Here is a 16,172-nt window from a genome sequence, read left to right on the forward strand (position 1 = left end):
TTCGCTATATCTTTTTTGTAGACCTAGCTCGAGTTTCTTACTATCAGCTAAAATAAAATCTTTTAGTAAAATTAGGAATATCAATACATTCAAAAAAGGATGCCGCTGCTATCAGGGCTAAACTATCCGTTATCATTATTTTAAATTCTAACATTTATTAAATTTGTAATAAGTAGGTATACAACTTATTCTAACAAGGTAATCTGTGTTTAGCGATATTACTTACATTAAAATTGTAACGGTCTAAAAGACTTACAGTGTTTTAGGGGCTTCTCGAAGATTTTGTTACAACTCAACTAGCTCCGCTAATTTGTTAAAAACCATTCGTCGACACTAAAGAGCTATTGGGCGCCATTAAAATCCAATTAGGCGAATTACCATTTTAAAACCCTTGTTTAGAACTATTTTTACATCAAATTCAAAGTAAAAAATATATAATACCCATGAAAACTCTCAACATATTATTAATAGAAGACGACATGATTGAAGTGATGAAGTTCCAAAGAACAATCTCATCTCTTAAATTAGATCACAAAATTATCGAAGCTAATAACGGTGAAGAAGCTCTAAAAATTTTAGAGAAAAAAGACGAATTACCTGACATAATTTTGTTAGATTTGAATATGCCGAAAATTAATGGCATTGAGTTTTTAAACATTTTAAAGTCGGATGATGTATTAAAGTACATCCCAACTATAATTTTAACAACCTCTCAAAATCAAAAAGATTTATTGGAGTGTTACAAAATTGGAATTGCTGGCTATGTTTTAAAACCTTTGAAATATGAAGATTACGTTTCTAAAATGGAAAAACTTTTAGCGTATTGGAGTATTAATGAATTAAAACAAATTTAAATGAAAGGTATTGTTTTTACTGAATTTTTAGATTTAGTTGAAGATAAGTTTGGACTAGAAATGGTCGATAGAATTATAACCGCTTCAACTTTAAAGTCGGATGGCGTTTACACAGCTGTGGGTACATATAGTTTCTCCGAAATGCTGCAGTTATTAGAGCATTTAAGTGAAAACACAGGTATATCCATAGATAATTTACTGCTAGTTTATGCAGAGCACTTTTTTAGTGTAATAGAGAAAAGTTACCCAGGGCTTTTAGCAACATATAAAGACCCTATAGAAATGATTTCTTCAATAGAAAACCATATTCATGTTGAGGTTAGAAAAATTTATCCAGATGCCGAGTTACCTACGTTCGAGGTGTTAGATAAAACCGAAGACTCATTGGTACTTATTTATAAATCGAGTCGTGCTATGCACCATTTTGGTTTAGGATTAATGAACAAAACATTTGAGCATTTTAATTCAACAGCTAAAATAGATTTAGAAAAAATAAAAGAGGACGGAACAGAAGTTAGATTTTTTATTCAAAGAAATTAATGAGTCAGGATCAGGCTGAAATATTACAACGCGCCCTAAAAAGAGAAAAAGCAGCAAGAAAAGCTGCTGAATCTATACTTGAAGAAAAATCGAGAGAACTTTTCTTTACTACCCAAAAATTAAAAAATTTACTAGACGAAAAATCTTCTCAACTTCAAGGTGTTTTTGAAAACATTATTGATGCTTATGTTGTAATGGATATTAATGGTAACGTTATAAAATTTAACGAAGCTGCCACAAAATTATTTGGTTACGATATTGATAAAGAAGAAGTAAACGTTAATAACCTAATCTATAAAGAAGACTACGAGTATGCTATAAATTCTTTTATAGAGTTAACAACTAATGGTTTTTTTAAAGATTACGAAGCACGTGTTTACACTAAATCTAAAGAGGTAAAGTGGGTACATATTAATGCCAGTATTATTTTTGATAAAGATAAAAAACCAGTTGCCGCTCAAGGTATTGTTAGAGATATTAGCGAGCAAAAAAAATCGGCAGAAAAATTAATAGAATCAGAAGATAGACTATCTACACTTATAATAAATTTAGATAGTGGTATCATTCTAGAAGATGAAGATAGAAATATAGTACTCACAAATAATAAATTTTGTGAGCTTTTTGGTATAGATGCCAATCCAGCAGATTTAGTTGGTATGGACTGCAAAGCTGCGGCAGAACGAAATAAAGTTTTATTTAAAGAGCCTGAGGCATTTATTCAAAGAATGCAAGAAATTGATGCGGCCAAAGAAAACGTTATTGGCGATGAGCTCGAAATGGTAGATGGAAAAATAATAGAGCGCAGTTACATGCCTATTATAACAGGAAATGAGTATAAAGGTTACTTATGGACTTTTACAGATATTACTTTAAAAAGGACTTATAGAGATAGTTTAGAAGCTCAAAAACAAAAATATTATAACATTATTGCTAACATGAATTTGGGTCTTGTTGAGGTCAATAACAACGACGAGATTTTAATGATTAACCAGAGTTTTACTGATATGTCTGGTTATACAGAAGAAGAGGTAAAAGGTGAAAATGCTGGTGTATTTTTTGCCGCCGAAGATGTTCGACAAATAATTGAAGCAGAAAATGAAAAACGTAAAAAAGGACAATCTAGTTCTTACGAGCTTAAAGCTAAAAACAAAGCGGGAGATATTCGCTATTGGTTAATAAGTGGAGCACCCAATTACGATATAGAAGGTAAAGTTATAGGATCTATTGGAATACATTTAGATATTACCGAAATTAAAAATTTAGAGCTTCAAAAAGAAAAACTTCTTGAAAAATTAGAGAAAAGTAACGATGAGTTACAAGAGTATGCACACATTGTTTCTCACGATTTAAAATCACCTTTACGAAGTATAGACGCTTTGGTAAGTTGGTTGAAAGAAGATAATAAGGATAAGTTGGATGATATGAGTATGCAAAACTTTGCGCTTATTGAAACCACTTTAGAGAAAATGGAGCAACTAATTACCGATGTTTTAAACTACTCCAGTGTTGGATCGGATATTGCAGAAAAAATAGAGGTCGATTTAGACGATATGTTAAATGGGCTAGTTACTATATTATACGTTCCAGAACATATCAAAATTAAAATACAAAAGCCTTTACCAAAAATACAGGGCGACCGAACTAAACTACAGCAACTTTTTCAGAATTTAATTAGTAATTCGGTTAAATTTATAGACAAGGAAGAAGGTAGTATTATAGTAGATTTTGATGACTTAAAAAGTCATTATAAATTCTCAATAAAAGATAATGGCATTGGTATAGATAAAAAATATCATGATAAAATATTTAAAATATTCCATTCATTAAAGAAAAGTAAAGATTCGTCTGGTATTGGATTATCGATTGTTAAAAAAATCGTCGATTTACATGAAGGTGAAATCTGGTTAGATAGCGAGCCTAATATAGGAACCACGTTTTATTTCACATTAAAAAAATAGCCATGAAAACAGTACAGTTAGTAAAACATAAAAATAAAGATTGGGAATACGTAATCGAAAAACAAGAATTAAAGGAACCTTTGGTTCTTGTTTTTGGAAATAGATATTTATTAGAAAACGGTACTATTTACGAAGAACTTAGAGCGCAATTTCCCGATGGTCATATTATATTTGCTTCATCTTGTGCAGAAATTTCATCTAATACTGTAAACGACGATAGTATTACGGTTACGGCTATAGAATTTGAAAAAAGTAAATTTGTTATTAAAACAAGCAACGTTTTAAATGCAGATTTAGACAGTTATAAAACCGGAAAAGACCTAATTAATCAATTACCGCAAGAAGGCTTAAAATATGTGTTTGTAGTCTCGGAAGGTAGTTTTATTAACGGTAGCCAGCTTACTCAAGGTATGAGTGCTTCTACAGATGATAATTTAATTATAACAGGTGGTTTATGTGGTGATGATGCGCGTTTTGAAAAAACCTTAGCATCTTATAACGAAAACCCTAAAGAAGGTGAGTTAGTTGCTGTTGGTTTTTATGGTGATACATTAGAAATTTCGTTTTCAATTCACGGCGGATGGACTCCTTTTGGGCCAGAACGTATTGTAACAAAATCTGAGGGAAATATCCTTTATGAGCTTGATGGTTTACCGGCTTTAGATTTGTACAAAAATTATTTAGGTGAAAAAGCAAAAGATTTACCAGGTGCTGCATTATTGTATCCTTTTAATGTGAAAACTGAAGATGAGAAACAATCTATTGTACGTTCTATTTTAAATATTGACGAAGAGAAGCATGCCGTAATTTTAGCTGGAGATATAAAAGAAAATGCTAAAGTACAATTAATGATGACTAATGTAGATAATATCGCAAATGCATCAGAACGTGCTGCTAAACAAGCTTTAGAATACAGAAAAAATAAGCCACAACTTGCTATGCTTGTAAGTTGTATTGGTAGAAAATTAGTGCTAGACCAACGTGTTGAAGAAGAAATAGAAGAAGTTATAGAGGTTATTGGTGAAGATGCCGTAATTACTGGTTTTTATTCCTATGGAGAAATTGCACCTTTTCACGGTGAAGTAGCGTGTCAATTACATAATCAAACCATGACGATAACGCTTATAAGCGAATAAATAATGAATTCATTACTAAAAAGACAAATACGTAAATTTTTAAGTGACGAATTAAAAAACAATGAGGATTTATCTGAGTTTCTTAACGCGGTAGATTTATCCTACAATAATTTTGACGAACAGTCTAGCATGATTCAAAGAGCGATGTCTATCAGCTCGGATGAATTATATTCAGCAAATCGGAAATTACAGAAAGAAGCCGATGAGCAAAAAGAGGTTATTGATAAACTGAAAAATGTAATCGATACTTTAAAGTTTTATAATCTAAAAGAAGATGAAAAAACCGAAAGTGTTGAGTTAACAGGTTCTAAACTTGTTGATTTTATTGATAATCAAACCAAAGAGATTATCGAAATGAATAAACAAAAGCAATCGCTTTTGACTGAGTTGGCTCATCAAAACCAAGAACTTAGTGATTATGCCCATATGGTATCTCACGATTTAAAATCTCCACTGCGTAGTATTGAAACTTTAACAACTTGGTTAAGAGAGGATTATGTTGGTTCTATTGATGAAAATGGTAAGAAAACATTAGATCTAATTAGGTCGAATGTAGAAAAAATGGATACCTTAATTACTGGTATTTTAGAGTATTCTACCATCGGTAAAAACCGAATTGATGTTTACGATGTTGATGTAGATAAGCTTATAGACGATATTATAAAAACAACCCAAGTTCCTGAAAACATTAGCATATCTAAAGCTAATCTACCCATTGTTAAAGGTGACAAATATAGGTTACAGCAATTGTTTCAAAACTTAATAGGTAATGCTATTAAGTATAATGATAAAGCTCAAGGAATTGTTGAAGTAGGGGTAGAAGATGTCGGTGAATATTGGCAATTTTATATAAAAGATAATGGGAAAGGAATTGAAGAAACCTACTTTAATAAAATTTTTAAAACCTTTATTAAGTTAGAAAATAATCCGGAATCTTCGGGAATCGGATTATCTATTGTAAAAAAAATAGTAGAATTATACGGTGGAAAAATATGGTTAGAATCTCAAGTTAATATTGGAACCACTTTTTACTTCACATTAAAAAAATCACCAAATGGAACAACCTAACCAAACTTACATCGATAGTTTATCTGGAGGAGACGAAGCTTTCAAACAAAAACTAATAGATATTATTAAAAAAGAGTATCCAGAAGAGAAACAAGTGTATTTTGACAACTATAATGCTAATAATTTTAAATTAGCTGCAGATAATGTGCATAAACTTAAGCATAAAATTAGTATTTTAGGCCTTGAAAAGAGTTATGATGTAGCTGTTGCTTACGAAACCAATTTATTAGAAGGTTCAATCGACCAAAAAGAGGAATTTGAAGCTATTTTAAACAACATAACAATATATTTAAAAGACCTCTAAATATTATTTATGAATTGTATTGTTATTGATGACGAAGCTACAGCTAGAGTAATTATTTCTCAACTATGCGCCAATGTGCCAAGTCTTAATGTATTAGAAGGTTTTCCTAATGCCATGCAAGCCATAAAATATTTAAATCAAAACGAAGTAGATTTAATTTTTTTAGATATACATATGCCGGATTTTACAGGTTTCGATTTTATTGATACCTTAAAAAATCCGCCAAAAATAATTTTAACCACATCAGATCCAAACTTTGCAATTCAAGCTTTTGAGTACGATTGTATTGTAGATTACTTGGTAAAACCCGTATCGCAAGAACGCTTTAATAAAGCTATTTTAAAAGCAGAGGCAAAGCAAGTTATTCCAGTTAAATCGGACTCTAATACGGATAAAGCAGAAACAACCTCTGGCAATCACCTTTATGTAAATATTGATAGACGTTTAATAAAAATCGATATCCCGAGTATTTATTTGGTTGAAGCTAAAGGCGATTATATTCAAGTAAAAACAGAAGATAAAAACTATACAGTACACTCTACATTAAAGAAAATTGAAGATAAATTACCAGATGATTTGTTTTTGAAAGTACACCGGTCTTACATTATAAATATCAAAAAAATTATTGATATTGAAGATAATAGTGTACTTATTAAAAAGGATGTTATTCCTGTAAGTCGCTCTAATAGACCAGAACTTATGAAGCGTTTAAACTTGCTTTAATTTGGTTTTTGGGTGATTTTAGAAGTGTTTGTTTTTGTGTCTTTATCATTGAAAAACTTATAAAATGAAGCCTTATTTTAAAAATAATTCAATCCAAATTTATAGAATATTAATAGGAATTGTGTTGATTGGAAAAATATCTAATTGGTTTCTAAATTACAGCGACGAAACTAATAAGTTACTTAATACAGTAATGTTCTGTTTAATAGGGATAGCTTACCTCACTTTTTCATGGGCTTTAGATAAAGCTTTTCTAAAACTCATATTTGCTATTTGCGGACTGTATTTAATAGTTATGAATTTTATACCAGACTTTGGTTGGAATTCACTAATTGGAATTACCTGTGTTTTGACGCCACATGTAATTGGTAAATTTTTACCAGAGGAAGACGTTGAAGAAAGAATTGTAATGTAGTAAAACTAGTTGCCACAACCATTTTAAATAAATATTACCGTAGATATATAATAGTTTATATCGCAAAAGTAATATCTACTGAGTTTTTTATCCTTCTTAATTGTTGTTATAAATATCTGATACTAATGATTAAAACGTCGTTATTTCTCTAAATTACTCAACCAATCCATACTTCTTTCAATAATTGAATTTGCTTTAACTTTCTTGTTTTTAGAGTGTTAAGTGTTTCTTGTTTGTTGTTTTTCTTCAATAAAACGAAACAAAAAGTGTATTACAGCGGTTTTATTTGCTTATTATCGTTGAAATGTAGTTAGAAGTATTCGTCTTTTAAATTTTACCATTCGTCGACACTTCAAATTAAGCTAATCGAAAAACATAAAATTCAACGGTCTTTCCTTATAATTTTGTCATCAAATTAATCCAATCACGATGAAGAAATTATTACTTATAACCGCAGTTTTATTATCAACTTTTTTAACGTCTTGTTCTGTAGAAGAGGATATTAACACACCAGAAGAATACAATACAGAAACCATTAATGTAGAGTATACTCAAATGGATTATGATATTGCAGAGTTAATTAATGAGCACAGAATTTCTAAAGGATTAACTGAACTTAATATTCTAAACAAGGCTTCTAAAGAAGCAATTTCTCATAATGCGTATATGGTTAAAAAAGGGACCCCAAGTCACGACTTTTTTTATGTACGTTCTGAGAATCTAAAAAAGGATGCAAAAGCTATAGCTGTTTCGGAAAATGTAGGGTACGGTTTTAGTACAGCAAAAACTTTGGTTAAAGCTTGGTTGAATAGTGAAGAGCATAGAAAAAACCTAGAAAACCCAAAATTTACCGACATGGGAATTTCATCTAAACAAGATGAAAATGGTAGAAGTTATTTCACTAATATTTTTGTAAAAAGATAATAACAAAAAACGGTTCAACGGCATTAATCTACCATTCGTCTACACCAAAATCGAACTAAACGAAAAATAAAATTTTCATCGTATTTCTAGAGTAAATTTACAGTATCATAAAAACCCAAATCATGACAACAACATTACCTACCTTAAAAAACAAAATAGTAGTACTTACTACGCTGTTATTTAGTTTAATAAGTACTTCACAAAACACACCTTTTAATTGTGATTATAGCGCTTATCTTTTTCAGTATAACGATGTTTATGCTATTGATTTAGCTTCGGGAAATTCATTTCTTGCAGCAGAAGATGTTACTCCAGGAAATATTAATGCAGCAGCCTACAATCCTGCAGATGGTTATATTTGGGGGTATGTAAGTACTCCTGCTCAAACTATTGTTAGAATAGGAAAAGATTTTAAAACAACATCTTTTGTAATTCCAGAATTTGATACTAAAAACAAGTATATTGGAGATGTTAATCCAGATGGTATTTATTATCTTAAAGGTGGCGGAAGCGCTTATTACAAAGTAGATTTAAATCCAGAATCTGATAATTACTCAAAATATATATCTAAAGAAACTTTATCTCAGAATATTAGTATTCACGATTGGGCTTTTAATGCTGTAGATGGTAATTTATATGCTTTAGAGAAAGGAACTAATATTTTATATAGAATTGATCCGGTAACTAGTGCTGTGCAAAGTTTAGGAGAAGTTCCAATTTTAGCAGGATTAAATTATACGTATGGTGCTGTCTATTTTGATGCTGATGGACGTTTTTACGTATCAGCAAACCAAACCGGAACTATTTATGTTATTCAAAGTGTTCAAAATTTAACTCCAGAATCTACTATGGATTCTAATTTATTCGCTTTTGGACCATCAAGTGCAAGTAACGATGGTGCACGTTGTCCAACGGCGCCAGTTGCTCAAGAAATTTGTGATAACGGTATTGATGATGATGGTGATGGGTTAATTGATTGTGAAGATCCATCTTGTTCAGGTTATACCGGTTGTCCAGTTTTACAAGTATCATCAACGTCTAGTGGGAACGACGGAGGTTTAGAAAGTAACAATAGATTATCTCAACAAATAAGTAAACGTAATTTTAATAGAGCAAAAAGTAGTTATAAATTTAATCAAACAGCTGCAAAACGTTTAACTAAGTCTAAAAACTACGGAAGATCTACGGCAACTAAGAATGGCTCTTTTCAACTATCAGATTTAATGCCTGTTGAAGCGATTAATGAAGATAGCGTGATTGAATCTTCTCCAACAGATTTAATAGGAATTACAAATGCAACCGAGGTTTATTCGGTAGATTATATTAGAAACAATCAATCTGTAGCATCAATTTTATTATTAAAAACAGAAGATGGTGTTTATGAGCATACAAAATATATTTGCGATCGTTTATTAGGCGCACAATTAATTTCTGTTTCAACTATCGAAATTAACGAACAGCAGTTTATTAAATCTTTAATTAGAACAATAGAAGGTACGGTAGAGTTTGTTTTAAGTCTTTCGGCTAAATCAATTAATAACGATCAAAACTTCGGAATAGAAAGTCACTGGAATTTAGATAAATATGAAGATAACGTAGGATTTTATAATTTTCAAATTTGGTCTAATTCTTTGGATGATTTATTAAAATTAGGAGAAGAAGTTGTAAGTCTTTTAGAAGTTCAAAAACCAATAGATAGCTACAACAATTCAACGCCACCAACGGTATTTGTTAGAACAGGACATTATAACAATGGTAGATTAAATCTACAAATTGTAAATACAAATAGAAGTGAAGGTGTTGTTTTTGATGGCGGTGTAAGATCTACAGAAACGCACGATGTAGAGTATGTATCTACTAATATTGATTTAAGTGGAGATTATATTTCTAATATTGAAGTTGATGCTGGAAGCTTATTTGATATCGGGTTTAGAATTGGTGATGGTGTACAAACTCCAGATGATTTATTCATGTCTGATGGTCCTTGGGGATTTGATGATGCGGCAACAAGTACAGAAGTTACAGAATATACTGTAGCGACAAACACAGAGGCCTTAAATGATGAAGACTTTAATATAGAGCGTAACATCACTTTAAAGGCTAATACTAGCGAGTATATTGCGGCTTACAGAGCTTTAACGCCTAAGTTTAATCCCATTGATTTATCAAGCTATAACAGCTTTAAATTTGAAGCTAAAGGTACAGGAACTCTTATTGTGAGATTAGTAAAAGAAAGTGTTGATAACTGGGAAACACAGTATAAAGCATCGATTAATTTAACAAACACTATGTCTAGTTTTATTTTACCATTTGCTGAGTTCGAATCGACTAATGGTACGCCACTAGATGCTAACGATGTAACATCTATAGTATTTACAATGCTTGCTGAAAATGGTGAGACAGTATCAAAAGAAATGACATTAGAGCAGCTACGTTTTGCAAAAGCAGGAACCTTATCTGTATCAACAATAAGTGAGGAAGATGGATTAGCAACTATGGCAACGCCTAACCCAATGGCATCTAAAACAAGCATACAATTTACAGCAAATCAAGCTGAAGATGTTGAGCTTTTAGTTTATAATCAACTTGGTAGCTTAGTTAATAAAATAGCTTTTAGTACAACACCTGGTGTAAATGAAATTGAACTTAACAGAGGGAATTTAAGCAGCGGTATCTATTTCTGTAAAATAAAAAGCAGTGTATCTCTTTACAAAACAACAAAACTACTCCTAGAATAATTAATAGCACATTACTCTTGTAGTATGGCGAAAGGCGCGAGTCTTTTGCCATTTTTTTTGTTTAAATATTTAGGTAATCTGTTCCTGTGTTTAATTAATTGAATAGTAATTGTTTATTGTGATTTCCTTGTTAATTAGTTTAACTTGTTTTTAGTTAAAGGATTTATTAGAATTCTATATTATTCCTTTTAATATGAAATATGAGCGTCTAAATATCTCTTTGTGGGATATAATTAAAACTACATTCATATAATTAAATTAATAGCATCTTGAATAGATTAGTAATACTCATTTAAATATGGTTAAGATTGTGGCTTTAATTTCCTTTTGAATAGGAAGATAAAGAAAGTAGTTTAAAATCTATTTTCTTGTTAATATAACCAGACAGTTTCATTTAAAACATAAGCAGTAGAGCTATTCTAATTTTTTAATTGATATGCTGAGGCTATATTGTAATTTGATAAGTAATCTTAAGGCGTAAGTTCTTAAGCCAAGCGTTACTCTTAGTAGTGTTAAAGCGTTTAAGTAGAGTAGGCTAAGTGCAACAATTTATAAGAACAGAAGAGGGGTTTAGACGTTGTGCCTTAACTATAAAACAAGAATATACCATGGTTTTCAATACTTATAGAAAAGCAAAAAGCTCCAATACATTGGAGCTTTTTTTAGTGGAAAATATTTCAGTAATTATATTATAGAAATATCCAAAATATATAATAAGTTTTGATCTATTCTCTAAAAATAGGCGTATCGAACAATAACCATTTAAAACGCAAACCGACTTCGTTAAATGTAAAACCAGCCGCCGTTGCCGATGCAATATTACTTCGTGTACCATAGAAATTTAATAAGGCACGTTCTGTAAACTTATAACCTAATTTTCCTTGTATGCGGTAAGTACTTTGGCTACTACCATCTTCAATGTATTGTAAACCTGTTGCTGCGGTAAGCTCATAAAACCAAGCTTTTGGCTTAGTAATGCTTTCATCTTTTATAATGTTTACAAAAACCTCAGCAGCGTTAAATGTTTCCGGACTAAAATATATAGTTGGTACTTGGTTTTTAAAAGTAATGTATTGGTAATTTAAACCCGCTTTTAAGGCTGGTTTGCTTAATATGTTATAGTATAACGATGTGAAAAGTAAATTTCTAGCATTGTCATCATTTTGCCATGTATAGAAATACTGAGTAAACCATCCTAAGTTAAAATTTGTACTTAAGTTGTAGTTGGCATAGAGGTTATTCATTACAATTTCTCTATCTAATAATTCAGCATTAAAACTTTGTATTTCACTTTTAAAACCAATATCTAAAACTTGAAGTTTAAATGGTTTTATGTTTAAAGAAATATCACTCACTAATTGTGTGTAGTCGCTTGTGTTCGCTTTCGCGGAAGTAACTCCAGCGGTTCCTTTAAAAGTGATGTTAGGTAATAATTGATAAGATAGTCCTAATGAAAAATCGTTAGATGTGGCATCGTTATCCGTAACCTTATTACTTGTTGTTCTATATGAGTAACTCGCCAACCATTTAAATTTTGTAGACGTTGGAAACTCTATATTCGTATTAACAGTAAAAGCCTTGTTGTCTCCATTATCAAAAGAGTAAGATGCTTTTGTTTCCCAAAAAGGAGTAAAGGTTGTGTTTAGTGTTTTTATAAAATTGGTAGCATCTTTTTGTTTGTCGTAAAATGTTAAGGTGTTTTCGGCAGATTTATAAGCGCCATCATATTTTCCAATAGCTTTTAAAGCATTTGCTTTACCTAGATTACCATCAAAAGAACTTTCTTCATTTTCTAAAATACTGTTGTAATCTACAACACTATCTTTAAAGTTACTTTTGTAAATGTTTAAAGTTGCACGTAATGCTAAAATCCAGTTTTCGTTAGGGTGCTTTTCAACTAAATCATCAATTAAAACTTTAGCTTCCTTATATTTTTTATTCCAAATTAAAGCCTGAATATATCGAACTTGAGTTTGTTGTATCAGCGATTCATCTGTTAATTGCGGAATAGAACTATAAGCTTCTGTACTTACATTAAGCGCATCTTTTTCTTTTCCTTTTAAGTGTTTCGCTAAAGCGATGCCGTTTAATGCAATGGTTTTATTGTCTAGATTCTCAGCTATCGTTTTATATGTATTTTCGGCTTCGTCGAATTTTCCGGAAATTAAATAAAGATTAGCCAAATTAAGTAAGGTGTCTTTATCGCCTTCAAAAAGCGTTAAGTTCTTTTTTAATAATTCTTCGGCACCATCATAATCTTGTTGCTGTTGTTTTTGGTAAGCATAGCCTAAATAAATATATTTTTTAGAGGTTAGAGCATTTGGGTTTCCTGGCAAAACTTCGAGCGCTTTATTCACATAGATTAAAGCATCGGCATATAATTTAAGGTTGGATAACGTATTGGCATAACCTAATAGGGCAGCGAAAGATTTAGAATCTTCTTTTATTAAAATTTCGTAGTAAGATTTGGCGTCAGGATAATTTTTATCCCAAAGTAAAGACTCGGCATAGTTTAATTTTATTTCAAAATCGTCAGGATATTTACTTAATAATTCTGTAAAAATGTTAACAGCTTTGCCAGATTCACCGAGTAATCCTACAGCCCGGCCGTAGCATAATTTAGCGGTTTTATTGTCTGGATAATCTTTTAAAACAGTTTCGAAAAACGATTCTGCTTCTGCATACTTTCCTGTTTCTAAGTAAGTAAACCCTGTTTGCATGTCTTGCGAAAAGGCAAAAACAGTTGTGAGTAACATAACGAATAAAAGGCGAAAATTTAAAGGCATAATTATATTTTTATTATCTTGTTGCAAGTTAATCAATAGTATGCAATCATTCATCTATAGCAAACCGTCACTGAACGAAATTTAAGCGCCTTCTGTTGATTCTTCGCTGATTTTTGCACTGGAAATAAATTATTTTACTAATGAATTAATCATTTAAAACCCCAAACCAATGCAGTTCTTTTCCCAAATTAAAGAAAAAAAAATAACACCTGAGCAATTATTTATGCTTAGTGTTTTAGCCGTAAACGGAGGTAACTATTTATACAACTTAATTTTAGGTCGTATTTTAGGTCCTGCTCAATTTGCTGATGCCGCTGTACTTATAACCTTTTTATTAGTTTTAAGTTTTGCTGCCATGACGTTTCAGTTAGTAACGGCTAAATTCTCTGTATTATTCGAAAATGATATTTTTCAGAGTTTTATTTCTAAAGTTTATAAAAACGCATTAGCCGTTGGTCTTGCATTTGGTGCCCTTATTATAATATTTGCCGGAGCGTTACAAAATGTATTTAATACATCATCTTCAAACATGTTTGTTGTATTTGGTTTTGGAGTGCCTTTATACTTTTTAATGAGTGTAAACCGAGGCGTGTTTCAGGGAAAAAAATCATTTAAAAACCTATCGATAACTTATCAAACCGAAATGTTAAGCCGTCTGGTTATTACTTTGGGGTTAATATTAATATTCGATATAAAATCTTCTGTGGTTATTGCTGTCGGGATCTTGGCATCGTTTGTATTTGGTTTATTTCCCTTTAAGTATAAAAATTTATTTCCGAAGAAAGCTTTAGTGTTGAGTCAAACACATTCAAAAGATATTCGTCATTTTTTTATAATTACGGCCTTTTACGAGCTGACTCAAATTATAATAAATAACAGTGATATTCTTTTAGTAAAACACTTTTTTGAATCTTACGAAGCCGGTTTATATGCATCTTTAGCATTAATTGGTCGTATTGTATATTTCATCGCCTGGATGTTTGTTATGTTGCTTTTACCAACTGTGGTAGAGCTAAAAAAGGAAGGTAAAAAAACAGCGCCTATTTTATTTAAATACGTGGGCTATATTGCTGCAATATCTATTACTATAATTTTGGTTTGTTTAGCTTTCCCTGAAACTATTATTACACTTCTATTTGGTGATAGCTATGTTTCTATGGCACCACTTTTATGGAAATATGCCATTGCAACATCTATGTTCGCGATCTCTAATATTTTTGCTTATTACTATTTATCGTTAGATAAGTATGTGCCTGTAGTTATTTCTGGTGTATTTGGTATGCTTCAAATGTTATTGGTAATCTATTTTCACGATAGTTTAGAGCAGGTTGTGTATATGCAAATTGTGGCTATGTTACTGCTGTTAGTGATACAATTAATCTATTTTAAATACGATTCTAGTAAAAGTGCTAAAACGCTTAATCTTAAGTAAGTTTCCATTTATCGACAGTAAACGACCATCGGTCTACAGTAACCCTTTTAATTAGTAATAATTACCCAAATTTGCACTGTAGATATTAATCATCATTTAATACCCCATATAATGAAGTTAGCAATTGTAACTGCATATCCGCCAAGTAAGGTCACTCTCAATGAGTATGCTTACCATTTGGTAAAACATTTTAGACAAAAAGAAGAGGTTACAGAGTTAATTTTGTTAACCGATAAAACCGAAGAGCCAAAGGATGTTACTTTTACGGAAGATGGATGTAAAATTACAATTAAAGAATGTTGGGAATTTAATAGCTACAGCAATATAACAAGCGTTACTAGTGCTATAAGCAATGTTAAACCAGATGCTGTATTATTCAATTTACAGTTTATGAAGTTTGGTGATAAAAAAGTGGCCGCAGCTTTAGGCTTAATGTTGCCTTTGGTTTGTAAAATGAAAAAAATACCAAGTATTGTTTTATTACATAATATTTTAGAAGAAGTTGATTTAGGAAGTGCAGGATTTACACAGAGTAAATTAATGCAAAAAGTATACGGGTTTATAGGTTCTACTTTAACACGATTGATTTTACAAGCTGATGTTGTGGCAGTAACTATGCAAAAATATGTTGATATATTAGAGCACAAATACAATGCTAAAAATGTAAAATTGATACCTCACGGTACTTTTGAAATTCCTGAAATGCCAGATTTTAATGTGCCTGTTACACCAATGGAAATTATGACCTTCGGGAAATTTGGAACTTACAAAAAGGTAGAAGGGATGATAGAAGCTGTAGAAAAGGTTAGAAACTCTACAGGTTTGGATTTAGAAGTTGTAATTGCAGGAACCGATAACCCTAACGTACCAGGCTATTTAGCTAAAGTACAAGAAGATTATAAGCATGTACCACAAGTTCGTTTTACAGGATATGTTGAAGAAAATGAAGTGCCTAAATTATTTAATGATAGTGCTGTAGTTGTGTTTCCATATACATCTACAACAGGAAGTTCTGGAGTATTACACCAAGCCGGAAGTTACGGTAAGGCAGTTGTTATGCCAGACCTAGGTGATTTAGCTCTATTAGTGCAAGATGAAGGTTACCGTGGTGAGTTTTTCGAGCCAACAAGTGTTGATAGTTTAGCAACAGCTATTGAGAACATTGTAACCAATGAAACTTACAGACGAGAATTAGGAAAAACAAATTACGAAGCGGCAACGGCACACCCAATGTCTCAAATCGCTCAAATTTATTTAAATACGTTCAATAAAATAATTGAAAAACGCGCTTAAT

13 protein-coding genes are annotated in these 16,172 nt (G+C 31.2%); 12 read left to right on the plus strand and 1 reads right to left on the minus strand.

The genetic code is table 11. From position 1 onward, the window contains the following. Nucleotides 1-443: 443 nt before the first annotated feature. The 10 genes from V6246_RS02015 (at nt 444) to V6246_RS02060 (ending at nt 10,660) form a co-directional block, all read left to right on the plus strand. A complete protein-coding gene (locus tag V6246_RS02015; RefSeq protein WP_042494833.1) occupies nt 444-854 on the plus strand; it encodes a response regulator in 411 nt (136 codons plus the stop codon). Next, nucleotides 855-1,394, plus strand: a complete 540-nt coding sequence (locus tag V6246_RS02020) for a heme NO-binding domain-containing protein (protein ID WP_042494834.1) — start codon at nt 855-857, stop codon at nt 1,392-1,394. It begins immediately after the preceding gene. Continuing rightward, entirely contained in the window at nt 1,394-3,352 is a 1,959-nt protein-coding gene (locus V6246_RS02025) for a PAS domain-containing sensor histidine kinase (protein WP_341558736.1), read from the plus strand. The genes V6246_RS02020 and V6246_RS02025 overlap by 1 nt, the downstream gene beginning before the upstream one ends. 2 nt (nt 3,353-3,354) lie before the next feature. Beyond that, nucleotides 3,355-4,488: an FIST signal transduction protein gene (locus V6246_RS02030; protein WP_341558737.1), complete on the plus strand. Its 1,134-nt coding sequence runs from the start codon at nt 3,355-3,357 to the stop codon at nt 4,486-4,488. Nucleotides 4,489-4,491: 3 nt separating this feature from the next. Continuing rightward, a complete protein-coding gene (locus tag V6246_RS02035; RefSeq protein ID WP_341558738.1) occupies nt 4,492-5,556 on the plus strand; it encodes a sensor histidine kinase in 1,065 nt (354 codons plus the stop codon). Continuing rightward, nucleotides 5,543-5,860: an Hpt domain-containing protein gene (locus tag V6246_RS02040; protein ID WP_341558739.1), complete on the plus strand. Its 318-nt coding sequence runs from the start codon at nt 5,543-5,545 to the stop codon at nt 5,858-5,860. Before V6246_RS02035 ends, V6246_RS02040 begins: the two co-directional genes overlap by 14 nt. 9 nt (nt 5,861-5,869) lie before the next feature. Further along, nucleotides 5,870-6,583 (plus strand): LytR/AlgR family response regulator transcription factor, encoded by a 714-nt coding sequence (locus V6246_RS02045; RefSeq protein ID WP_341558740.1) that lies wholly within the window; start codon nt 5,870-5,872, stop codon nt 6,581-6,583. Between the two features lie 64 nt (nt 6,584-6,647). After that, nucleotides 6,648-6,998, plus strand: coding sequence for a hypothetical protein (locus V6246_RS02050; protein ID WP_341558741.1), 351 nt, complete (start codon nt 6,648-6,650; stop codon nt 6,996-6,998). Between the two features lie 429 nt (nt 6,999-7,427). Beyond that, nucleotides 7,428-7,922: a CAP domain-containing protein gene (locus V6246_RS02055; RefSeq protein ID WP_341558742.1), complete on the plus strand. Its 495-nt coding sequence runs from the start codon at nt 7,428-7,430 to the stop codon at nt 7,920-7,922. A gap of 122 nt (nt 7,923-8,044) precedes the next feature. Continuing rightward, nucleotides 8,045-10,660 (plus strand): DUF6923 family protein, encoded by a 2,616-nt coding sequence (locus V6246_RS02060; protein WP_341558743.1) that lies wholly within the window; start codon nt 8,045-8,047, stop codon nt 10,658-10,660. A 725-nt stretch (nt 10,661-11,385) separates the two neighbouring features. On the opposite strand, the gene V6246_RS02065 is transcribed toward V6246_RS02060, so the two are convergent. Further along, nucleotides 11,386-13,446, minus strand: coding sequence for a tetratricopeptide repeat protein (locus V6246_RS02065; RefSeq protein ID WP_341558744.1), 2,061 nt, complete (start codon nt 13,444-13,446; stop codon nt 11,386-11,388). 169 nt (nt 13,447-13,615) lie between these two features. Here V6246_RS02065 and V6246_RS02070 point away from each other — a divergent pair, with 169 nt between their 5' ends. Together V6246_RS02070 and V6246_RS02075 are read left to right on the plus strand one after the other, a co-directional pair. Then, nucleotides 13,616-14,878, plus strand: a complete 1,263-nt coding sequence (locus V6246_RS02070; protein WP_341558745.1) for an oligosaccharide flippase family protein — start codon at nt 13,616-13,618, stop codon at nt 14,876-14,878. 111 nt (nt 14,879-14,989) lie between these two features. After that, a complete protein-coding gene (locus V6246_RS02075; protein ID WP_341558746.1) occupies nt 14,990-16,171 on the plus strand; it encodes a glycosyltransferase in 1,182 nt (393 codons plus the stop codon). The last annotated feature ends 1 nt before the right edge of the window (nt 16,172 follow it).

The sequence above is a fragment of the Algibacter sp. TI.3.09 genome (assembly GCF_038154905.1).
Taxonomy (GTDB): Bacteria; Bacteroidota; Bacteroidia; order Flavobacteriales; family Flavobacteriaceae; genus Algibacter.